Source organism: Burkholderia ambifaria AMMD (assembly GCF_000203915.1).
GTDB lineage: Bacteria > Pseudomonadota > Gammaproteobacteria > Burkholderiales > Burkholderiaceae > Burkholderia > Burkholderia ambifaria.
Window position 1 is genome coordinate 2,599,140 of sequence record NC_008390.1, and the last position, 22,655, is coordinate 2,621,794.

Sequence of the window (22,655 nt, forward strand, 5' to 3'; positions counted from 1 at the left end):
GTGCCTCGTCCCGTCAGCGCGCCGACACGGGCCGCACGGCCGCCGCGGCGCGCTTCGCGCGTTCGCGGGCTTCGTCGACGCTCGCGCCGGTCGCGAGTGCGACGCCCATGCGCCGCTTCGCAAAGCTTTCCGGTTTGCCGAACAGGCGCAGGTCGGCGCCCGGCACGGCCAGCGCGTCGCGCACGCCCTCGAACGCGATGCCGCGCTCGTCGAGCCCGCCGTAGATCACCGCCGACGCGGCCGGCGAACCGAGCGTCGGATCGACCGGCAGCCCGAGAATCGCACGAGCGTGCAGCTCGAACTCCGACTGACGCTGCGACGCGAGCGTGACGAGGCCGGTGTCGTGCGGCCGCGGGCTCACCTCGGAGAACCAGACGTCGTCGCCGCGCACGAACAGCTCGACGCCGAACAATCCGCGCCCGCCGAGCGCCTCGGTCACCTTGTGCGCGATTTCGCGCGACTTTTCCAGCGCGAGCGCGCTCATCGGCTGCGGCTGCCACGATTCGACGTAGTCGCCCGCCACCTGCACGTGGCCGACCGGCTCGCAGAAGTAGGTGCGCGTCTCGAGCGTCGCCGGGTCGATCGCGCGCACGGTCAGCTGCGTGATCTCGTATTCGAAATCGATGAAGCCCTCGACGATCACGCGGCCGTGGTTCACGCGGCCGCCCGCCATCGCGTAGTCCCACGCGGGCTTCACGTCGGCTTCGGTCCGCACGACCGACTGCCCCTTGCCCGACGACGACATCACGGGCTTCACGACGCACGGCATGCCGATCTTCGCGACGGCCGCGCTGAATGCGTCGAACGAATCCGCGAACGCGTACGGCGACGTCGCGAGCCCGAGCTCCTCGGCCGCGAGCCGGCGGATGCCTTCGCGGTTCATCGTGAGCTGCGTCGCGCGCGCGGTCGGAATCACCTCGGCCAGGCCGGCTGCCTCGATCGCGGCGAGCGCGTCGGTCGCGATCGCCTCGATCTCCGGCACGATCAGGTGCGGACGCTCGGCCTCGACGACCGCGCGCAGCGCGGCGGCGTCGGTCATGTCGATCACGTGCGCGCGATGCGCGACCTGGTGGCCCGGCGCGTCCGGGTAGCGGTCGACCGCGACGACTTCGACGCCGAGCCGCTGCAACGCGATGATGACTTCCTTGCCGAGTTCGCCCGCGCCGAGCAGCATGACGCGCGTGGCCGAGGGAGAAAGCGGCGTACCGAGCCGCTGACCGATCTGCATGTGATTTCCCGCTGGTTCTGTTGGAGGACGAAAACGGCTTCGATGTTAACACGCGCACCCGTGCCCGTTTGGCCGGTTTCGTCTCGCCGCCGCCCCGCCGCGCGCGGCCCTCAGGCGGGATGCGAACGTTTTCATGCGCGAAGTGTCGGCTCGCCTCGCGCGGGGCGGGTGCGTTACTCTTACGCCTTGTTCAGAATCCGATGAGGAACGAGGCTCATGTCCCACTTGTCCGCCGCCGCACGCGCGCGCACCGGTCTGCTTCGCCCGTTGCGCGCGCCGCTCTGCGCGTTGACGCTTGCCACGCTTCTCGCCGCCTGCGCGATGCCGACCCACCCCGATTCCGCCGCCCCCGCACCCGATCCGTACAACCCGGCCGCCGTCCAGCTGCTCGACGACACGAGCTGGGAGCTCACGAGCTGGCTGAACGCCGACGGCACGTCGCGCACGATTCCGCACGGCGACAACGGCGAGCCGATCAAGCTCGCGCTGTCCACCGAATCGGGCATCCGGCGCGCCAGCGGCTTTTCCGGCTGCAACCGTTACATGGGCACCTATGCGCTGAAGAACGGTCTGTTGAGCTTCGGGCCGCTCGCCGGCACGCGCATGGCGTGCCCGAACGCGCTCGGCGGCCAGCTCGAGCACGCGTACCTCGATGCGCTCGCGCACATCGCAAAGACCGGCGTGCAGATGCGCGAGCCGCAGCAACTGCAGATCGTGACCGAAGCCGGCGCGACGCTGACCTTCACGCGCCGGAGCCCCTGATGCAGCGCGCGGGCGAAGGCCGGCCGGCCGCCTTCGCCACGCGCGGAACCCGGACGCATCCGTCCCGCAGCGTGGAAGCGCACCGCTGCCTTCATGCTGCATTAGAGTCCTGTTCGTCGGCCGGTTAAACTCGGCGGGTCGCGCACCGCGCTCCCCGCCCTCTTCCTGTTTCATCAAAGCATGCACACGGTTGTCTTCGGCTGGTTCGGCATCTCCGCCGTCTGGTTCCTCCTTCTGTTCTGGCGTCTCGTTCAGGCGATGCTGCCCGGTGGTGGCGGCCTCGCCGGCCGCGGCTCGATTCGCCTGTGGCTGGGCTTCGCGGCCGTGTTCGTCGCGAGCTGCGCGCTGACGAGCCCGTTGTCGGGCCCCGACACGAATGCCCTCGGCCACGCGTTCTCGAACGGCTTCGCGCACGTGCTCGGCCCGATCGGCACGCCGGTCGCGATGGTCGTGCTGTTCTTCGCGGGCCTGCCGTGGCTGACCGGCATCGGCTGGCGGCAGTTCGCCGCGTGGGTCGACACGTCGTTCGGTGTGAAACTCGCGCGCGACGTCGACGACGACGATGTGCGCGGCGTCGCCGATCTGCCGCGCAGCGCGCTGCACCGCGACGACGACCTCGTGCAGCCGACGACCGCCCATACCGTCAACTCGATGGCGCCGCGGCAGAACGGCCGGTATTCGCGCCCGACGGTGTGGAAACCCGATCCGCAGGCCCGGCCGAAGCCGCGCAGCAAGCCAGCGCCGCGTCCGCTCGCGGAGCCGGTCGCGCCGTCGGGCTGGCTGAAGCCGACGCCGGCCAGCCGGATGCCGGCACCGCCCGCACCGGGCACGGCGAGCGCCATGCCGCCCCCGACGACCGGCAGCACCGCCAGCCTCGCGCGCGCCGCCGCGAACGCGCAAGTCCTGCGCCCCAGTCCGGCCCCGCTGCCGGCCGGGTTCGAGCCCGTTCGGCCGCAACCGACCGCCGCGCGACCGGCCACGGCCGCGCTGAAGCAGCCGGCCGCACCGCGCACCGCAGTCACGCCGCGTCCGGTTGGCGCGACGCCGCCGCGCGCGCCGGCGCGACCGGTGACGGGAGCCGGCGGCGGTGCCAGCGGCCAGTCGCAGGATGCTGCGCGCCGCCGCCCCGCGCCACCGGCGCCGGCACGCGCGCCGCTCTATGCATGGGTGCAGCAGCCCGCGGAGCCGATCACGCCCGCGCCGAGCGTTCACGACACGCTGCGCTCCATCGAAGCCAGCACCGCGCAGTGGGCGGCGCTGGATGGCGTGCGTCCGACCGATGCGTCGCCGGCGACGGCCGCCGGAGCGACCGTAGCGACCGTAGCGACCGTGGTCGGCACGGTTGCTGCTGCGGGCAGTGCGGCCGCGGTGGCATCCTCGGCATCGGCTGCATCGGCTGCATCGGCTGCATCGGCTGGATCGACCGCATCGATGGCATCGACGGCCGTACCGGCTGGCGTCGTTCAGGATGCGCGTCAGTTCGCACCTCACGACGCAGGCCGTCCGGATGCGCACGAAGCTGCGTCGGCATACGACGACAACGCCCCGATCGTGCTGGATGCGTTCATGCCGGCCGAGCCGACCGTGCGCGCGCCTGCTGTTGATGCGGTTGATGTTATTGATACCGGCACCTCGACGTTCAGTGACGCCGCGCGATATGCCATGTCGGATTCCGCCGTCGAGACCGACGCGCCGACGCGTCATGCGGACAGCGAGCATCCGCACGGTGTCGATGTCCCTGCCGCGCCGGCATTCGATGCGCCGATCGACTTTGCGCCGTGGGAAGACATCGTCAGCTCACCGGTTTCCGGACTCGGCGAAGCACACCAGAGCCCGGTTGCCACGCCGTTGTCGGCCACGCGTGAGCCGTTGGCGGCACATGCGGCTGTCGAAGCGCCTGCGGCCGCCGTTACACCGACGGCAAACGATACGAGTCGCACCGTCGAGGCGAAGGACGCGGCCACGGCCGGCGAGATCGTCGGCCGGTTCCAGCCGCAATCCGCGCCTCCTGCCAATACCGGCGTAGCGGTCGAGGCGAAACAACACACACACGCAACCCTAGACGACGTGAAGTCCGCCCAGCAGGTCGCGCCGGGCACTCCCCTCCCCGCTTCGTCGATCGCGGCAACGCCAACGCGTCAGACCGCCGACGCAATGCCCGTCGCGGCAGCGACGACGGCGCCCTTTGCCGCGTCGAATACCGCACTGGCGGACGCCGTGACGGGAACGGTCTGGAAGGCACCGGAAAAGCACGCAGGCGACACCGCGCCGTTGCCCGCAGACACGCAACGCGCAACACCTGCGTCTGCGTCTTCTGCGTCGACCTTTGCAAGCGCTGAACCCGCGTCCGTCAATTCCGCTGCGCCCACGTCGTGGTCGAAACCGCTGTCCGCTGAACCCTTCGCTGCCGCGCAGACAGCCCCGGTAGCTGGCACGCCGTCGCACATCGGCACCACGTCCGGTTCCGCAGCGCCGACACCGGCGAACACGTCGAACAGCACGCCGCTCGCCGCCACGCCTTCGTTTGCCGGCATGACGAACACGGCATCCGGTTCGCTATCGCAACCGGCCGCATCGGCCGCGGCGTCCGCAGTGGGCGCTTCCGGCCCGACCACGGCGCCGTCTTCCGTATCCGCACCGTTCGCAGCGGCCGCGCCCTCTGCGCCCTCTGCGCCCTCTGCGACCTCTGCGACCTCTGCGCCCCCCGCGACCTCTGCGACCGCGACCTCCTCGACGGGCGCCTCGGGCATGCCCGCCGCGCAACCTGCTGCGACAGCGCCGACCGTGACGGCGTCCTCGCAAACTGCATCGACCGTGACGGCCTCCTCGGCACCTGCATCGACCGGCGCGTCCTTCAACGCAGCCGCCTCGCAACCGGCGGCAAGCACGCCGGTGTCGCCTGCCGCCGTGTCGTCCGGCGCGTCGGGTAGCGCATTTACCGCAACGTCGAGCGCGTCGGCCACGCCTTCGGCAGCACTGTCGAGCCGCGTGCCTGACGCTTCGGCGATCGGTCAACCGTCCATGTCGACTGCCGCAGCGCAGACGGCAACCGGCGGCACCGCGCCCGCCGCTGCCGCTGGCGTTGCCGCCTTCGCGGCATCGTCGTCCGGCACGCTCGCCCCGACGACCCCGATCGCGGCCGCTTCGCCCACCGCCTTCGGTGGCACGCCAACCTCGCCAAGCAGCGCGCTTGCCTCCGTCGCCGCAACCCCCACCGCGACGGCACCGACCACGCCCCCGACTTCCGCGAACCCGTCGGCGTCGGCATCGCCGATCGTCTCCGTTCCGGGCGCCGCCTCCATCGACGCGTCGACATCGACGCCACCGATCGCGCCCACCCCGGCGCCGCAGGCCCAGCCGTTCACCGCCCAGCCGGCTCCCGCTGCTGCGCCGTCGAGCTGGACCATGCCCGGCGCAGCCGCAACGCCCACAACGACCGGCACCACGATCCCGACCGCCACGACCGCGCCGCTCCCGACCGCAACGCTTCCCGCGGCCACCCTGCCGCCTGCAGCCGAACCCACCGCACTCGCAGAACCGAGCACCCCGGCGCCCGACGCGCCAGCCGCACCCGAACGCCCGCCGCGTCCGAACGCATTCGAATTCCACGCGCCCGCATCGTTCAACGTCGAGCTGCCGACGCTCGATCTTCTCGAGCCCGCGTCCTTCGACGTCGAACCGATCACCGAGGAACATCTCGCGCAGACGGCGCAGGTGATCGAACAGCGCCTGCAGGAATTCAAGGTGCCGGTGACGGTGGTCGGCGCATCGGCGGGTCCGGTGATCACCCGCTTCGAGATCGAACCCGCGCTCGGCGTGCGCGGCAGCCAGATCGTCGGCCTGATGAAGGACCTGTCGCGCGGCCTCGGTCTCACGTCGATCCGCGTCGTCGAGACGATTCCCGGCAAGACCTGCATGGGCCTCGAACTGCCGAACGCGAAACGCCAGATGATCCGCCTGTCGGAAATCCTCGAATCGCGCCAGTACCAGCATTCGACGTCGCAGCTGACGATCGCGATGGGCAAGGACATCACCGGCCACCCGGTCGTCACCGATCTCGCGAAGGCGCCGCACATGCTGGTCGCCGGCACGACGGGCTCCGGCAAGTCGGTCGCGATCAACGCGATGATCCTGTCGCTGCTGTACAAGGCGACGCCCGAGGACGTGCGGCTGATCATGATCGACCCGAAGATGCTCGAGCTGTCGGTCTACGAAGGCATCCCGCACCTGCTCGCGCCGGTCGTCACGGACATGAAGCTCGCGGCGAACGCGCTGAACTGGTGCGTCGGCGAAATGGAGAAGCGCTACCGGCTGATGTCGGCCGTCGGCGTGCGCAACCTCGCGGGCTTCAACCAGAAGATCCGCGACGCGGAAGCGAAGGAAAAGAAGATCGGCAACCCGTTCTCGCTGACGCCCGAAGATCCCGAGCCGCTGTCGAAGCTGCCGCTGATCGTCGTCGTGATCGACGAGCTGGCCGACCTGATGATGGTCGCCGGCAAGAAGATCGAGGAGCTGATCGCCCGTCTCGCGCAAAAGGCGCGCGCGGCCGGCATCCACCTGATCCTCGCGACGCAGCGCCCGTCCGTCGACGTGATCACCGGCCTCATCAAGGCCAACATCCCGACGCGCGTCGCGTTCCAGGTGTCGTCGAAGATCGACTCGCGCACGATCCTCGACCAGATGGGCGCCGAATCGCTGCTCGGCCAGGGCGACATGCTGTTCCTGCCGCCGGGCACCGGCTACCCGCAGCGCGTGCACGGCGCGTTCGTCGCCGACGAGGAAGTGCACCGGATCGTCGAATACCTGAAGCAGTTCGGCGAGCCGCAGTACGAGGAAGGGATTCTCGACGGCCCCGCTGCCGACGGTGCGACGCAGGACCTGTTCGGCGACGCGCCGGAAGCGGAAGCCGATCCGCTGTACGACGAAGCGGTCGCGTTCGTCGTGCGCACGCGGCGCGCTTCGATCTCGTCGGTGCAGCGTCAGCTGCGCATCGGCTACAACCGTGCCGCACGCCTCGTCGAGCAGATGGAAGCGGCCGGACTCGTGTCGGCGATGGGCATCAATGGCAGCCGCGAGGTGCTCGTGCCGGCCGCGGCCGACTGAGCATGGCGGCCGCATGGCCGCAGACGATCGTTACGGGCGCCCCGCGCAAGCGGCCGCCCGACACGGAAAGGGCGCTGCCTCGGCAGCGCCCTTCGTGCATTTACTGCGCCACCGGCACCAGCTTGAAGTCGACCGGGCTGCCGAGCGCCACCTTCTGCGGATTCGCGCCGAGCTGCCCCGTTTCGACATCGCGGCTGAACACGTAGAACGTGTCGCTGTCCTGGTTGCCGACGATCAGCCACTTGCCGGTCGGATCGATCAGGAATTCACGCGGCGTCTTGCCGAGGCTCGACTGACGGCCGACGGTCTTCAGTCGTCCATCCGTCTGGTTCACCGCGTAGATCACGATCTCGTTCACGTCGCCGCGGTTGGTCACGTACAGGAAGCGGCCGTCCGGCGACAGGTGGATCGCGCCGCCGCCGACCTTGCCCTTGAAGCCCGGCACCGTCATCGGCAGCGTCTGGACCGGCGTCAGCTTGCCGTCGTGGTAGCCGAACACCTCGACCGATGCGTTGAGTTCGCTCGTCACGTATGCGAACCGGCCGTCGGCGCCGAACACCATGTGACGCGGGCCGGAGCCGGTCTTCACGGGCGTGTAGCGCGTGTCGGTCGGGCTGATCAGCCCGCGGCTGCCGTCCACCGTGTAGCGGTAGCCGTAGAGCTTGTCCGCACCGAGATCCTGCACGAACAGGTAGCGGCCATCGGGCGAGAACACCGTCGAGTGCACGTGCGCGCCGTCCTGGCGGCCCTTCACGGGCCCCGTGCCTTCGTGGTGCACGGTCAGCACGGCCGGACCGACCGAGCCGCCGTCGCGGGTCGGGAACACCGCGAAGCTGCCGCCCGGATCGGCCGCGACCGAGTAGTTCGCCGTGACGAGGTACTTGCCGTCCGGCGACAGCGCGAGATAGCACGGGTCGTTCCCTTCCGACGACACGCGGTCGATGAATGTGAGCGCACCCGTTTTCGGATCGAAGCCGAACGCGCTGATGCCGCCGCGCTGTGTGGCCGGTCCGTTGTCGCCGGGCAGTTCGTTGACCGCGTAGACGGTGCGACCGTCGCGGCTTGGCAACAGATAGGACGGATTTACCGTCTTCGCCGACGACACGGGCGCGACGCTGCCTGTTTTCGTATCGAAGCGGTACACATAGATGCCGTCGCTGCCGCGCCCCGTATAGGTGCCGACGAGCAGGTGGAAGGCGCCGTCGGCCGGTGCCGGCGATTGTTGTGCAAAGCTGGAGGTCGCGGACAAGGAAAGCACGAGCGCGAAACCTTTCATCCAGTGAGCGAGCCTAAGCGGGAACCCTCGTGTCGAAGCGCGTGCGTCATGCTCGCGTAAACGGTTGGGCATTGAATCCTCCTTGCATCGAGTCGCTTCAAGTGTTGAGATAGGACGAAACGCCGGCCGTTCCTGCGCTCCGCCGCCCGGCCGAGTATACGGGGCGCGACGCCGACACGTGAAGCCCGGGCGCCGCAGCCTGCATTGTGAACTCGAATAACCCAAGGACCGCTTGCCCATGCCCGCCTTGATCGAAGACTACGCCCTCGTCGGCGACGGACACACCGCCGCGCTGATTTCGAAAGAAGGCTCCGTCGACTGGCTGTGCTGGCCCCGCTTCGATTCGGGCGCCTGTTTCGCGGCGCTGGTCGGCACCCCCGAGCACGGCCGCTGGCTGCTCGCGCCGGCTGCCGACGCCGCGATCACGCACACGTCACGCCGCTACCGCGGCGACACGCTGATTCTCGAAACCGACTACGAAAGCGCCGACGGCGCCGTCACCGTGATCGACTTCATGCCGCCCGGCAATGGCTGGTCGGAACTCGTGCGGATCGTCGTCGGCCGGCACGGCACGATGAAGATGCGCATGGAGCTGGTGTTGCGCTTCGACTACGGTTTCTCGATCCCGTGGGTCACGCAGCTGTCACGCGAGAACGGGGTGAAAGCAATCGCCGGACCCGATACGGTCGTGCTGCGCACGCCGGTCGAGCTCACCGGCAAGAACCTGCACACGCTCGCCGAATTCACGGTGAGCGCCGACGAGCGCATCCCGTTTTCGCTCGGCTACGCGGCGTCCCACCTGCGGCTGCCGCCCGCGCGCGATCCGCTGTCGATGCTCGCGCGCACCGAGAACTACTGGCTTGAATGGTCGGGGCGCTGCCAGGTGCAGGGCCGCTACGCGGCCGCCGTGCGCCGCTCGCTGATCACGCTGAAGGCGCTCGCGTACGAGCCGACCGGCGGCATCGTCGCGGCGCCCACCACGTCGCTGCCCGAGAAGATCGGCGGCAACCGCAACTGGGACTATCGCTACTGCTGGCTGCGCGATGCGACGATCACGCTGCTCGCGCTGATGCGCGGCGGCTACTACGACGAGGCGCGCGCGTGGCGCACGTGGCTCGGCCGCGTGATGGCCGGCTCGCCCGAGCAGATCCAGATCATGTACGGGATCGCCGGCGAGCGCCGGCTGCCGGAAATGGAACTCGACTGGCTGCCCGGCTACCAGGATTCGAAACCGGTGCGCGTCGGCAACGGCGCCGCCAACCAGCTGCAGCTCGACGTGTTCGGCGAGATCATGGCCGCGCTGCATCTCGCGCGCGTGGGCGGCCTGCAGGCCGACGACACGGTCTGGTCCGTGCAATGCGCGCTGCTCGATCATCTCGAGAAGATCTGGCAGGAGCCGGATGAAGGCATCTGGGAAACGCGCGGCGGACGCCGTCATTTCACGTTCTCGAAGGTGATGGCGTGGGTCGCGTTCGACCGCGCGATCAAGTCGGCGGAGATGTTCCGGCTGCCCGGCTCGCTCGACCGCTGGCGCGCGCTGCGCGACCGGATTCATGCTGATGTATGCGACAACGCGTGGCATGAAGGCAAGCAGTCGTTTGCACAAAGCTACGGCAGCGACGAGCTCGACGCGAGCGTGCTGCTGATGCCGCTGCTCGGCTTCTTGCCGCCGGAAGACCCGCGCATCGTCGGCACGGTCGAGGCGATCGAGCGGGAATTGCTGCACGACGGGCTCGTGATGCGCTACCGCACGACCGAATACGACGACGGCCTGCCGCCCGGCGAAGGCACGTTTCTCGCATGCAGCTTCTGGCTGGTCGACAATTACGCGCTGCTCGGCCGAATCGACGACGCGCACCGGCTGTTCAGCCGGCTGCTCGCGCTGTCCAACGACCTCGGGCTGCTTGCCGAGGAGTACGACCCGGTCGAAGGGCGGCTCGTCGGCAATTTCCCGCAGGCGTTCTCGCACGTGGCGCTGGTGCATACCGCGATGAACCTCATGCACCACGAAGATGCAATGGCGCGCGCGGCGGGCCAGCCGGCCCCCGCCCCGGCCATGGCGACGGGGCGCTGACCGGCGGCGGCGCGGCTTCTTCAGAGATCGTCAATTCGCAAAAATTTGATGAAAAAACGGGGAAATGTTGCATTGCAACATTGATCGTTGTCCGATATGATCAACTCGATTGTCCGGCCGCACTGCAATATGGCCGGTCGCTGACCCACACGGCACGCCGCGACGCACCACACCGCCCCTGCGCACCGTCCCCCAAGCGGGAGTAGTCTGCATGCTTTACCAACTGCACGAATTCCAGCGGGCCATGTTGAGCCCGCTTACGGCCTGGGCCCAGGCCGCCTCCAAGTCGTTCGCCAATCCGTCCAGCCCGTTCTCGCTGATGCCCGGCGCGACGCGGATGGCCGCCGCTTACGAGCTGATGTACCGGCTCGGCAAGGATTACGAGAAGCCCGAATTCAACCTGCACCAGATCGTCAAGGACGGCCACAACATCCCGATCGTCGAGCAGACGATCGTCGAGAAGCCGTTCTGCCGGCTGCTGCGCTTCAAGCGCTATTCGGATGACGCCGACGCCGTCACGCAACTGAAGGACGAGCCGGTCGTGCTGGTCTGCGCGCCGCTGTCGGGCCACCATTCGACGCTGCTGCGCGATACCGTGCGCACGCTGCTGCAGGATCACAAGGTGTACATCACCGACTGGATCGACGCGCGGATGGTGCCGGTCGAGGTCGGCCCGTTCCACCTGCACGACTACGTCGCGTACATCCAGGAATTCATTCGTCATATCGGCGCGCGCAACCTGCACGTGATCTCCGTGTGCCAGCCGACGGTGCCGGTGCTCGCGGCGATCTCGCTGATGGCGAGCCGCGGCGAGGACACCCCGCTCACGATGACGATGATGGGCGGCCCGATCGACGCGCGCCGCAGCCCGACCTCGGTGAACTCGCTCGCGACGCAGCACTCGACCTCGTGGTTCGAAAACAACGTGATCCACACGGTGCCCGCGAATTATCCGGGCGAAGGCCGTCACGTGTATCCGGGCTTCCTGCAACACACGGGCTTCGTCGCGATGAACCCGGAACGCCACGCGCAATCGCACTGGGATTTCTACCAGAGCCTGCTGCGCGGCGACGAGGAAGACGCCGAAGCGCACCGCCAGTTCTACGACGAATACAACGCGGTGCTCGACATGGCCGCCGAGTACTACCTCGAGACGATCCGCGTCGTGTTCCAGGAATTCCGGCTCGCGGAAGGCACGTGGGATGTCGAAGGCGAGCGCGTGCGTCCGCAGGACATCAAGCACACCGCGCTGATGACGATCGAAGGCGAGCTCGACGATATCTCGGGCAGCGGCCAGACGCACGTCGCGCACGAGCTGTGCACGGGCATCCCGCAGGACGATCGCCGCAGCCTGACCGCGGAGAAGTGCGGTCACTACGGGATCTTCTCGGGCCGCCGCTGGCGCACGATCATCTACCCGCAACTGCGCGACTTCATCCGCGAGCATGCGCCGGAACCGAAGAACGGCATGGCGAAGAAGCCCACCGAGGCACCGGTCACGACGACGCTCGCCGCCGTGCCGTCCAGCAAGCAGCCCGAAACGACCCGCGCCACCGTCGCGAAACGCGTGCGCGCGAAGGCACCGGCCGCCACCGTTGCTCCCGCCCGGACGCCAGCCGCGAAGGCCGCGCCCGCCGCGAAAAGCGCGGGCAGCACACGGGCGAAATCCCTTCGCGCGCGCAAGGCGGCCTGACACGCCGCATTCCGACGCAAAAACGCCGCCGTGGCTTGTATGCACGGCGGCGTTTTCTTATGCAGCGGGCGGCCGCGAGCGGGCCGCGCATCGGCGCACGGCTCAGCGTCGCAGCAGATACGCGAGCAGCACCTCGGTGTTCATCCTGACCATCTCCGCACGTTCGTCGGCGTCGCTGAAGTCGCGCCCGAGCGTCGCGGCGAGCGTGAAGCGGTTCGACACGATGTAGTAGCCGAGCCCCGACAGCGTCACGTAGAAGTGCAGCGGATCGACGTCGCCGCGGAACAGCCCGGCCTTCTGGCCGCGCATCAGCACGTTGCCGAGCTTCGCGACGATCGGCGACATCATCTCGCGGATCCGCGTCGACTTGTGCAGGTAGCGCGCTTCGTGCAGGTTCTCGTTGTTGATGAGCCGCAGCAGCTCAGGATGATCGCGGTAGTAATCCCAGATGAAATGCGCGAGCCGCGTGACGGCTTCGACGGGTGCGACGCCATCGAGATCCAGCACGCGCTCCGCCTCGGTCAGCGCGGAGAACGCGTGCTCGAGCACGGCCGTAAACAGCTGTTCCTTGCTGCCGAAGTAGTAATAGAGCATGCGCTCGTTGGTTTCGGCCCGGCGTGCGATCTGATCGACGCGTGCGCCGAACAGCCCTCCACTCGCGAACTCTTCGGCTGCCGCCATCAGGATGCGACGGCGCGTACCTTCAGGATCTCTTTTGATTTTTGGCTGATTCATGTGGCGTTTTGCTATGTGAGCCGCGTGATCCGGACCGGCACCCCCACCGCCTCGGCGCCGGCCGCCCTGGAACGGGCGCACCACGTGCGGCCGCCCTCCTGCTGAGCCCCTGCAAAAAAGCGGTTCGATTATGCGCACAGACGGCGTCCAGCGCAATGCGGGAAATCGGCGATAATCAAGGTTTGGCAAACCTTTCCGGCCGCGCCACACGCGGCCGAGAGCCATTCGGCGCCACAGCGCCCGTTGTCACCGTGACTGATTCCAAGACCCTCGCGGATCGCATCGAAGATCTGCTTCCCCAGACGCAATGCACGAAGTGCGGCTATAACGGCTGCCGTCCGTACGCCGACGCGATCGCCGCCGGCGACGCGAACTACAACCAGTGCCCGCCCGGCGGCGCCGAAGGCATCGCGCGCCTCGCGAGCCTGCTCGGCAAGCCCGTGATCCCGCTGAACCCCGTCAACGGCACCGAGCATCCGCGCGCCGTCGCGTTCATCGACGAAAGCCTGTGCATCGGCTGCACGCTGTGCATGCAGGCGTGCCCGGTCGACGCGATCGTCGGCGCACCGAAACAGATGCACACGATCGTCGAATCGCTGTGCACGGGCTGCGACCTGTGCGTGCCGCCCTGCCCGGTCGACTGCATCGCGATGGTCCCCGTGACCGGCGAGCGCACCGGCTGGGACGCGTGGTCGCAGCAACAGGCGGACGCCGCGCGCGAGCGCCACGACCGCCGGCTCGCCCGCCAGCGCCGCGAACGCGAGGCCGCCGAAGCGCGCGCCGCCGCCCGCCGCGCGGCCAGCGCCAGTGCGGCCAAGGCGGCGCCGGAGGCGGCAGAGCCCGGCAAACAGCCTGACGCACCGAGCGCCGCCCCGGCCGACGACGCCGACGCGAAGAAACGCGCGATCATCGCCGCCGCGCTCGAACGCGCGCGCAAGAAGAAGGAAGAACTGTCCGAGCAAGGCACCGGGCCCAGGAACACCGAACGCGTGAGCGCGGCCGTGCAGGCGCAGATCGACGCGGCCGAAGCCCGCCGCAAGCGGCTCGCCGAGCAGCAGGCGCAGCGCGACGCGCAAGCCGCGGCAGCCGGCGACGAAAACGAAAGCGACAACGACGATCCAGACAACAACGACGACCGGGCCAGTCCGTCCGCGCCGCCCAAGAACCGTCCATGAACGCCACCAAACGACGCGCGATCTACGAAACGCTGCAAAGCCTCAATCCGCATCCGACCACCGAGCTCGAATACACGACGCCGTTCGAGTTGCTGATCGCGGTGATGCTGTCCGCGCAGGCGACCGACGTGTCGGTCAACAAGGCGATGCGCAAGATGTTTCCGGTCGCGAACACCCCGCGACAAATCGTCGCGCTCGGTGAAGAAGGCGTCGCCGACTACATCAAGACGATCGGCCTGTACCGCACCAAGGCGAAGAACGTGGTCGCCGCGTGCAACATCCTGCTCGAGCGCTACGACGGCGAGGTGCCGGCCGATCGCGAAGCGCTCGAGAGCCTGCCGGGCGTCGGCCGCAAGACCGCGAACGTCGTCCTGAACACCGCGTTCGGCCAGCCGACGATCGCGGTCGACACGCATATCTTCCGCGTCGCGAACCGCACGGGGCTCGCGCCCGGCAAGGACGTGCGGGCCGTCGAGGCCGCGCTCGAGAAGTTCACGCCGAAGGAATTCCTGCAGGACGCGCATCACTGGCTGATCCTGCACGGGCGCTATGTGTGCAAGGCCCGCAAGCCCGAATGCTGGCACTGCGCGATCGAGCCGCTGTGCGAATTCCGGCCGAAGACGCCGCCGCCGAACGAGTGAGCGCGAGCCGCGGCTGACGGGCCGCGCGCGTTGCAACCCGCCGGCCCCATTGCCGCGCCGGCGGCCTTCCCCTTTCCTGCTATGCGTTGGACGTCGCCGTTGCGTCGTCAGCCGCCGCGCCGCCCGCGCGCACGAGCGCCAGCACGGCCGCGAGGATCGCGACGCCGCCGACCCACTGCAGCGGCGACAGCGCCTCGCCGAACAGCAGCGCCGCGAGCGCGACCGTCACGACCGGTTCGAGCGTCGACAGCATCGACGTACGCGCGGCCCCCAGCCGCTCGAGCCCGGCGAAGAACGCGAGCATCGCGGCGACCGTCGACACCAGCGCGATCGCGAGCATCGACGCCCAGCCGGCAGTGGTCGCCGGCCAGCGCGGCGGCACGCCGAACGCCGCGGTCCGCACGATCGCGATCGCGACGAGCGTCGCGGTCGCCGACAGGCAGATGATCGCGGTGGTCGCGAGCGGATCGACGCCGCGCGTCGCCTTCGTGCCGCCGACGATGTACAGCGAATAGATCACCGCGGAGGCCAGCGCGAGCGCGATGCCGAGCGGCTCGCCGTGGCCGCCGCCGACCATCAGCGCGGAGCCCGCGACACAGAGCACGAGCGCGACCGCCTTCGCGCGCGTCAGGCGCTCGCCGAGCCACCACGCGGCGAGCAGCGTGACGAAAGCCGGATACAGGTACAGCAGCAACGCGACGAGGCTCGCCTGCGCATGCTGGAGCGCGCTGAAATAGCAGAACGACTGTCCGACGTAGCCGAGCGCGCCCATCGCCACGAGCGGCACGAGCGTGCGGCCGCGCGGCCATGCGACGCGGCGATGCCGGGCGATCGCGGCGAGAATCGCGCCGCCGATCGCGAAGCGCACGATCAGCAGCCCGAGCACGTCGACGCCGGCCGCATACGCATAGCGGCCGAAGATCGCCATCGCGCCGAATGCGGCGGCGGACAGCGCGACATAGAGCGCGCCCTGCAGCGCGGGGGACGATGAGCGGGCGGTGGCGGACATGGTGAGCGGGTTGAGCGGTGCAAGCGCGACGACGGGAATCGTCGGAGTGTAGCGGCGCGGCGGCCGGCAGCCTAGCCCGCGCTTACCCGTTGCGCGGCGCGGCGGCCCGCGCAGGCTGGCTGCCGCGCACGCAGCGCCCGCCGCCCATGCCGCCCCTGCCGCCCACGCCCCCCCCACGGACCGCGACGATCGCGCCCCGCCCCCGCGCCCACCGCCGCCAGCACCGCGCGCCGACCCGGCGTACAATGCCCGACGCGGCATGACGCCGCCCGAATCACGACGTTTCCCCACCATGTTCAATCCGAGTCGCGACGAAGTCCGTCGCTTTTTCACCGAGACCTGGCGCAAGCAGCGCGCCGGCGAGATCCTGACGCCGCTGGAAGCGATGGCAGCCGACTGGATCGTCGAGCACCCCGAATACCATGCCGACCTCGCGGACGCCGACGGCGCCGCCGCGCGCGACTACACGCCCGAGGAAGGCCGCACGAACCCGTTCCTGCACCTGTCGATGCACCTCGCGATCAGCGAGCAGCTGTCGATCGACCAGCCGCCCGGCATCCGCGCCGCGCACGACAAGCTGGCCGCGAAGCTCGACTCGACGCACGAAGCGCAGCACACGATCATGGAATGTCTCGGCGAGACGATCTGGGAAGCGCAGCGCACCGGCACGCCGCCCGATACGGACGCGTACCTGCAGCGCATCCTGCGCCGCGCGTCGCGCGACTGAGCGCCGCGGACAAAAAAATACCCCGCCATGGCGGGGTATTTCGGCTGCACGGACCGGCAAGGCCCGGCGCGCTTACTTCTTGAAGACGAGATCGGTCTCTTTCAGCGACTCGATGTAGGCCGCGATGTCCTTCATGTCGCTGACCGACAGGTTCTGGACCTGCGCCTGCATGATCGCGTTGTTGCGACCGAGCAGCGGGTTCGTCAGCCCCATCTGGTACTGGCGCATCGACCACACGAGGTAATCGGCGTGCTGGCCCGCGAGGCGCGGATACTCGGCGTTGATCGGCTTGTTCAGTTGCGCGCCGTGGCAGGCCGCGCAGTTGTGCGACTCGACCAGTTCCTTGCCCTTCGCGGTGTCCGCCGCGTGCGCGGTACCGATCGCGAGGCCGGCCACCAGTGCAACCGCCGCCGTCTTGAATGCGTTGTTCATGAATGCTCCTGTCCCGCCGGTCAGATCGGCGGCGCGCGCTTTACTTGTAGGGATTGTCCTTCGTGTCGGCCTTCTGGGCGGCGTAGTAGGCCGCCAGATCCGCGATGTCCTGGTCCGTCAGCGAACCGGCGATCGCGTTCATCGACGGGAAGTGACGATCCTTCTTGCGGTACGCCTTCAGCGCGTTCTCGAGGTATTGCTGGTTCTGGCCGCCAAGGACGGGCACCCGGTAGACCTCCGGGTACGCCGCGCGGTAATCCTGGATGCCGTGGCAACCGATGCACATGGCGGCCTTGCCCGCCCCGTCCTTCGGGTTGCCGACCACACCGGCCGCCTGCGCGCTGCCCGCGAGCGCCACGAGCGCCGCGACAACGACGTGTTTGCCGACGAATTTGTTCATAGCTCTTGTAACCTAGCTTGAGGGGAAACTGGCGCCGAAGCGGCAACGGCCCGCGCCGTTTTGCTTATCGGATCGCCACGCAGGCCAAAAAAAACGGCCAGATTGTACCGCGTCGGCGGGGAACGCGTCCACCAGGCGCCCCGGCCCGCCCCGCCGCAGCTCCGCAACGATACGCGCCCCCGGCCCGACTGGACAGCCCTTCTGACTTATACTGGGTTTTTTTGCGATTAAGAAGAGCGCCACCATGCGTTTCGAAGGATCCTCGCACTACGTCGCCACCGACGACCTGAAACTCGCGGTCAACGCCGCGCTGACGCTGCAACGCCCGCTGCTGATCAAGGGCGAGCCCGGCACCGGCAAGACCATGCTCGCCGAGGAAGTGGCGGCCGCGCTCGACATGCCGCTGCTGCAGTGGCACATCAAGTCGACGACCAAAGCGCAGCAGGGCCTGTACGAATACGACGCGGTATCGCGGCTGCGCGACTCGCAGCTCGGCGACGAGCGCGTGAAGGATATCTCGAACTACATCGTGAAGGGGGTGCTGTGGCAGGCGTTCGACGCCGAGCGCCCGAGCGTGCTGCTGATCGACGAGATCGACAAGGCCGACATCGAATTCCCGAACGACCTGCTGCGCGAGCTCGACCGGATGGAATTCCATGTGTACGAGACGCGCGAGACCGTGCGCGCGAAGCACCGCCCGCTCGTGATCATCACGTCCAACAACGAGAAGGAGCTGCCCGACGCGTTCCTGCGCCGCTGCTTCTTCCACTACATCCAGTTTCCCGACGCGTCGACGATGCAGAAGATCGTCGCGGTCCACTTCCCGAACATCCGCGAGGAGCTGCTGCGCGCGGCGCTCGAGAGCTTCTTCGAATTGCGCACCGTCTCGGGGCTGAAGAAGAAGCCGTCGACGTCCGAGTTGCTCGACTGGCTGAAGCTGCTGCTCGCCGAGAACATCCCGGCCGACGCGCTGCGCGGCGCCGACGCGAAGCAGATCGTGCCGCCGCTCGCGGGCGCGCTGCTGAAGAACGAGCAGGATCTGAGCCTGCTCGAGCGGCTCGTCTACATGAACCGGCACAACCGGTAACCCACCCGCGAAGGCCCGGCCATGCTGCTCAATTTCTTCTACGCGCTGCGCGCAGCCAAGCTGCCCGTCTCGGTGAAGGAATACCTGACGCTGCTCGAATCGCTGAAGGCCGGGCTGATCTCGCCGTCGATCGACGCGTTCTACTTCCTCGCGCGCATGACGCTCGTCAAGGACGAGCAGTACTTCGACAAGTTCGACCAGGCGTTCGGCGCGTATTTCCACGGCGTGTCCGCGTTGCCGTCCGAAGCATTCGACCTGCCGCTCGACTGGCTCGAGAAGCGTCTCGAACGCGAGCTGTCGCCGGAGGAAAAGGCGCAGATCGACGCGATGGGCGGGCTCGACAAGCTGATGGAGCGCCTGAAGGAACTGCTCGACGAGCAGAAGGAACGCCACGAAGGCGGCAACAAGTGGATCGGCACGGGCGGCACGTCGCCGTTCGGGCACGGCGGCTACAACCCCGAAGGCATGCGCATCGGCGGCCCGTCGAACGGCAACCGCACGGCGGTCAAGGTGTGGGAGGCGCGCGCGTACCGCGACTACGACGATTCGGTCGAGATCGGCACGCGCAACATCAAGGTCGCGCTGCGGCGCCTGCGCCGCTTCGCGCGCGAAGGCGCGGCCGAGGAGCTCGACCTGCCCGGCACGATCCGCAGCACGGCCGCGAATGCCGGCTGGCTCGACCTGCGGATGGTGCCCGAGCGTCACAACAACGTGAAGGTGCTGATGCTGCTCGACGTCGGCGGCTCGATGGACGACCACATCAAGCGCACCGAGGAGCTGTTCTCCGCCGCGAAGGCCGAGTTCAAGCACCTGGAGTTCTACTACTTCCACAACTGCGTGTACGACCACCTGTGGAAGAACAACCGCCGCCGTCATTCGGAGCGCACCGCGACGTGGGACGTGCTGCACAAGTTCACGCCCGACTACAAGCTGATCTTCGTCGGCGACGCGACGATGAGCCCGTACGAAGTGCTGCAGCCCGGCGGCTCGGTCGAATACAACAACCCGGAAGCCGGCGCCGTCTGGTTGCGCCGCCTCGCCGACCAGTTCCCCCACCATGCATGGCTGAACCCCGAGCCCGAGCGGCTATGGGAATACCGGCAATCGGTCGCGGTGATCCGCGACCTGCTCGGCCAGCGCATGTATCCGCTCACGCTCGCGGGCCTCGAAACCGCGATGCGCGCGCTCAGCAAGTAACGAACCCAACCCGCAGACACGAAGGCCGCGTCCGAGCGGCCCTCCCCCCCGGAGATAGCATGAATCCTTCGCCCACCGCGAGCGCAGCGCGCGCCGGCGGCCGCCGCTTTTTCACCGATACGTCCGTCTCCGCGCTCGTCGCCGGCTTCGTCGCGATGATGACGGGCTACACGAGCTCGCTCGTGCTGATGTTCCAGGCCGGTCGCGCCGCGCACCTGAGCGACGCGCAGATCTCGTCGTGGATCTGGGCGCTGTCGATCGGCATGGCGCTGACGACGATCGGGCTGTCGCTGCGCTTTCGCGCGCCCATCGTGGTCGCCTGGTCGACGCCCGGCGCCGCGCTGCTGATCGCGTCGCTGCCCGGCGTGCCGTATCCCGAGGCGATCGGCGCGTTCGTCGTGTGCGCGCTGCTGCTGACCGCGATCGGCGTGAGCGGGCTGTTCGACACGCTGATGCGGCGCATTCCGGCCGGGATCGCGGCCGCGTTGCTCGCGGGCATCCTGTTCGAGATCGGCATCGAGATCTTCCGCGCCGCGCAGTTCCAGACCGCGCTCGTGCTCGCGATGTTCTTCACGTACCTGATCGTCAAGCGGCTCGCGCCGCGCTACGCGATCGTCACGACGCTGATCGTCGGCACCGCGGTGGCCGGCGGCCTCGGCCTGCTCGACTTCAGCCGCTTCCACATCGCGCTCGCGCAGCCCGTGTTCACCATGCCCGCGTTCTCGCTCGCTTCGATCGTCAGCATCGGCATTCCGCTGTTCGTCGTCGCGATGGCGTCGCAGAACGTGCCGGGCATCGCGGTGCTGCGCGCGGACGGCTACGCGACGCCTTCGTCGCCGCTGATCGCGACCACCGGCCTCGCATCGCTGCTGCTCGCGCCGTTCGGCTCGCACGGCGTGAACCTCGCGGCGATCACCGCAGCGATCTGCACCGGCCCCGAAGCGCACGAGGACCACGCGAAGCGCTACACGGCCGCCGTGTGGTGCGGCACGTTCTACCTGATCGCCGGGATCTTCGGCGCGACGATCGCCGCGCTGTTCGCGGCGCTGCCGAAGGCGCTCGTCGTGTCGGTCGCCGCGCTCGCGCTGTTCGGCTCGATCATGAGCGGGCTCGCGAACGCGATGCAGGACGTGAAGCAGCGCGAGGCCGCGCTCGTCACGTTCATGGTCACCGCGTCGGGACTCACGCTGCTGTCGATCGGCTCGGCGTTCTGGGGGCTCGTCGCGGGAATCGTCACGCAGGTGATCCTGAACGCGCGGCGCCCCGCGTAGCGCCGCCCCACGGCGGGGGCCCGCCCTGCAAACGGCACGCCAAAACGTGCGCGACACGAATCGGGCCTAAAATGATGAATCGGAGGCGGCGCCCGGCGCCGCTTCGCTTCGCCGCCGCGCTCGCGCGGCCCGTGAGAACCCCGGCGCCCCGCGCCCTCCTCCCGAATCGCCATGACTACCGCACTCGACCAGCTGAAGCAGTACACGACCGTCGTCGCCGACACGGGCGATTTCCAGCAGCTTGCGCAATACAAGCCGCAGGACGCGACCACGAACCCGTCGCTGATCCTGAAGGCCGTCCAGAAGGACGCGTACAAGCCGATCCTCGAGAAAACCGTCCGCGATCACCGCGACGAGTCCGCCGATTTCATCATCGACCGCCTGCTGATCGCATTCGGCACCGAGATCCTGAAGCTGATCCCGGGCCGCGTGTCGACCGAGGTCGACGCGCGCCTGTCGTTCGACACCCCGCGCTCGATCGACAAGGGTCGCGAACTCATCAAGCTGTACGAAGACGCCGGCATCGGCCGCGAGCGCATCCTGATCAAGCTCGCGTCGACGTGGGAAGGCATCCGCGCGGCCGAAGTGCTGCAGAAGGAAGGGATCAAGTGCAACATGACCCTGCTTTTCTCGCTCGTGCAGGCCGCCGCCAGCGCGGAAGCCGGCGCGCAGCTGATCTCGCCGTTCGTCGGCCGCATCTACGACTGGTACAAGAAGCAGGCCGGCGCCGACTGGGATGAAGCGAAGAACGGCGGCGCGAACGATCCGGGCGTGCAGTCGGTGCGCCGCATCTACACGTACTACAAGACGTTCGGCTACAACACCGAAGTGATGGGCGCGAGCTTCCGCACGACGAGCCAGATCACCGAGCTCGCGGGCTGCGACCTGCTGACGATCAGCCCCGACTTGCTGCAGAAGCTGCAGGACAGCAACGACACGGTCGAGCGCAAGCTGTCGCCGGACGCGCTGCACGACAAGCCGACCGAGCGCGTCGCGATCGACGAGGCCTCGTTCCGCTTCCAGCTGAACGACGAAGCGATGGCGACGGAAAAGCTCGCCGAAGGCATCCGCGTGTTCGCCGCCGACGCGGTGAAGCTCGAAAAGCTGATCGACTCGCTGCGCTGATCCGCGCCACACATCACTGCTGTCAGTTGAACTGTCAGCAACGCTGACAACAGCCGTCAGCACGCGCCGCGAACGGCCGCGAACCTCGTGTTCGCGGCCGTTTTATTTTTCATTCCATCGTCAAGCGCGCGCACTACAATCCACGTCACGAGTGCGCCGGCCGCATCCCGACGCGCTCTTCCCGGTCAATCGTCGAAGTACCCGGGCCGGCCCCGACATGCCAGCCCGGCCAACAGGAGACAACGATGCAAGTCCAACCGTACCTGACGTTCTACGGCCGCGCGGAAGAAGCCCTTCAGTTCTACGAAAAGGCGCTCGGCGCGAAGACGATGTTCAAGATGCATTTCAAGGATGCGCCGCCCAATCCCGATTACCCGATGACGCCGGAGATGGCCGACAAGGTGATGCATGCGAGCTTCACGATCGGCGACTCGATGATCATGTGCTCGGACGGCGACTGCAGCCAGCCGGGCGGCGGCACGCACGCCGGCTATTCGTTGTCGCTGAACCCGGCGACGGTCGAGGAAGGCCAGAAGCTGTTCAATGCGCTCGCCGACGGCGGCGAAGTGACGATGCCGTTCGGCAAGACGTTCTGGGCGCTCGGCTTCGGGATGGCGAAGGATCGTTTCGGCGTGCACTGGATGGTCAACGTCGAGGATCTGTCGCAGCGCGGGGATCTCGCGAAACGCGCGCAGGGCTGACGCCAGCGAAAACGCCCGC

Annotated in this window: 18 protein-coding genes; 12 read left to right on the forward strand and 6 right to left on the reverse strand. The window is 68.3% G+C overall.

Annotation, left to right across the window (positions count from 1 at the left end):
• Window positions 1-13: 13 nt before the first annotated feature.
• The gene (gene purT, locus BAMB_RS11930; protein ID WP_006753763.1) at window positions 14-1,228 is read right to left on the reverse strand and encodes a formate-dependent phosphoribosylglycinamide formyltransferase; all 1,215 of its coding nucleotides are present in this window, start codon (window positions 1,226-1,228) and stop codon (window positions 14-16) included.
• A gap of 216 nt (window positions 1,229-1,444) precedes the next feature.
• Between purT and BAMB_RS11935 the strand changes: the two genes are divergently transcribed.
• The gene (locus BAMB_RS11935) at window positions 1,445-1,990 is read left to right on the forward strand and encodes an META domain-containing protein (protein WP_011657541.1); all 546 of its coding nucleotides are present in this window, start codon (window positions 1,445-1,447) and stop codon (window positions 1,988-1,990) included.
• A gap of 180 nt (window positions 1,991-2,170) precedes the next feature.
• Window positions 2,171-7,093 (forward strand): DNA translocase FtsK, encoded by a 4,923-nt coding sequence (locus tag BAMB_RS11940; RefSeq protein ID WP_011657542.1) that lies wholly within the window; start codon window positions 2,171-2,173, stop codon window positions 7,091-7,093.
• A gap of 100 nt (window positions 7,094-7,193) precedes the next feature.
• Here BAMB_RS11940 and BAMB_RS11945 read toward each other — a convergent pair whose 3' ends face one another.
• A complete protein-coding gene (locus BAMB_RS11945; RefSeq protein WP_011657543.1) occupies window positions 7,194-8,441 on the reverse strand; it encodes a lactonase family protein in 1,248 nt (415 codons plus the stop codon).
• A gap of 166 nt (window positions 8,442-8,607) precedes the next feature.
• Between BAMB_RS11945 and BAMB_RS11950 the strand changes: the two genes are divergently transcribed.
• Together BAMB_RS11950 and BAMB_RS11955 are read left to right on the forward strand one after the other, a co-directional pair.
• The gene (locus BAMB_RS11950) at window positions 8,608-10,443 is read left to right on the forward strand and encodes a glycoside hydrolase family 15 protein (RefSeq protein WP_011657544.1); all 1,836 of its coding nucleotides are present in this window, start codon (window positions 8,608-8,610) and stop codon (window positions 10,441-10,443) included.
• Window positions 10,444-10,654: 211 nt separating this feature from the next.
• A complete protein-coding gene (locus tag BAMB_RS11955; RefSeq protein WP_011657545.1) occupies window positions 10,655-12,136 on the forward strand; it encodes a polyhydroxyalkanoate depolymerase in 1,482 nt (493 codons plus the stop codon).
• Between the two features lie 102 nt (window positions 12,137-12,238).
• On the opposite strand, the gene BAMB_RS11960 is transcribed toward BAMB_RS11955, so the two are convergent.
• Window positions 12,239-12,871, reverse strand: coding sequence for a TetR/AcrR family transcriptional regulator (locus BAMB_RS11960; protein WP_011657546.1), 633 nt, complete (start codon window positions 12,869-12,871; stop codon window positions 12,239-12,241).
• Window positions 12,872-13,026: 155 nt separating this feature from the next.
• Here BAMB_RS11960 and rsxB point away from each other — a divergent pair, with 155 nt between their 5' ends.
• Both rsxB and nth read left to right on the forward strand, forming a co-directional pair.
• Window positions 13,027-14,046, forward strand: a complete 1,020-nt coding sequence (gene rsxB, locus BAMB_RS11965) for an electron transport complex subunit RsxB (RefSeq protein WP_011657547.1) — start codon at window positions 13,027-13,029, stop codon at window positions 14,044-14,046.
• The gene (gene nth / locus BAMB_RS11970) at window positions 14,043-14,687 is read left to right on the forward strand and encodes an endonuclease III (protein ID WP_011657548.1); all 645 of its coding nucleotides are present in this window, start codon (window positions 14,043-14,045) and stop codon (window positions 14,685-14,687) included. Before rsxB ends, nth begins: the two co-directional genes overlap by 4 nt.
• Window positions 14,688-14,766: 79 nt before the next feature.
• Here the strand turns inward: nth and BAMB_RS11975 are convergent, their stop codons facing one another.
• Window positions 14,767-15,696, reverse strand: a complete 930-nt coding sequence (locus tag BAMB_RS11975) for a DMT family transporter (protein WP_011657549.1) — start codon at window positions 15,694-15,696, stop codon at window positions 14,767-14,769.
• Window positions 15,697-15,955: 259 nt separating this feature from the next.
• On the opposite strand from BAMB_RS11975, the gene BAMB_RS11980 reads away from it, so the two are divergent.
• Window positions 15,956-16,423 carry a DUF1841 family protein gene (locus BAMB_RS11980; RefSeq protein WP_408580313.1) on the forward strand — a complete coding sequence of 156 codons (468 nt, stop codon included), beginning with the start codon at window positions 15,956-15,958 and terminating at the stop codon, window positions 16,421-16,423.
• A gap of 72 nt (window positions 16,424-16,495) precedes the next feature.
• Here the strand turns inward: BAMB_RS11980 and BAMB_RS11985 are convergent, their stop codons facing one another.
• Both BAMB_RS11985 and BAMB_RS11990 read right to left on the reverse strand, forming a co-directional pair.
• A complete protein-coding gene (locus tag BAMB_RS11985; protein WP_006754447.1) occupies window positions 16,496-16,855 on the reverse strand; it encodes a c-type cytochrome in 360 nt (119 codons plus the stop codon).
• A 40-nt stretch (window positions 16,856-16,895) separates the two neighbouring features.
• The gene (locus tag BAMB_RS11990) at window positions 16,896-17,255 is read right to left on the reverse strand and encodes a c-type cytochrome (RefSeq protein ID WP_006754446.1); all 360 of its coding nucleotides are present in this window, start codon (window positions 17,253-17,255) and stop codon (window positions 16,896-16,898) included.
• 244 nt (window positions 17,256-17,499) lie between these two features.
• Here BAMB_RS11990 and BAMB_RS11995 point away from each other — a divergent pair, with 244 nt between their 5' ends.
• The 5 genes from BAMB_RS11995 (at window position 17,500) to BAMB_RS12015 (ending at window position 22,636) form a co-directional block, all read left to right on the forward strand.
• The gene (locus tag BAMB_RS11995) at window positions 17,500-18,342 is read left to right on the forward strand and encodes an AAA family ATPase (protein ID WP_006754445.1); all 843 of its coding nucleotides are present in this window, start codon (window positions 17,500-17,502) and stop codon (window positions 18,340-18,342) included.
• Between the two features lie 21 nt (window positions 18,343-18,363).
• A complete protein-coding gene (locus tag BAMB_RS12000; protein ID WP_011657551.1) occupies window positions 18,364-19,539 on the forward strand; it encodes a vWA domain-containing protein in 1,176 nt (391 codons plus the stop codon).
• A 59-nt stretch (window positions 19,540-19,598) separates the two neighbouring features.
• Window positions 19,599-20,810 carry a benzoate/H(+) symporter BenE family transporter gene (locus BAMB_RS12005; RefSeq protein WP_011657552.1) on the forward strand — a complete coding sequence of 404 codons (1,212 nt, stop codon included), beginning with the start codon at window positions 19,599-19,601 and terminating at the stop codon, window positions 20,808-20,810.
• Window positions 20,811-20,981: 171 nt separating this feature from the next.
• Window positions 20,982-21,935 (forward strand): transaldolase, encoded by a 954-nt coding sequence (tal, locus tag BAMB_RS12010; protein WP_011657553.1) that lies wholly within the window; start codon window positions 20,982-20,984, stop codon window positions 21,933-21,935.
• Between the two features lie 245 nt (window positions 21,936-22,180).
• Window positions 22,181-22,636, forward strand: a complete 456-nt coding sequence (locus tag BAMB_RS12015) for a VOC family protein (protein WP_011657554.1) — start codon at window positions 22,181-22,183, stop codon at window positions 22,634-22,636.
• The last annotated feature ends 19 nt before the right edge of the window (window positions 22,637-22,655 follow it).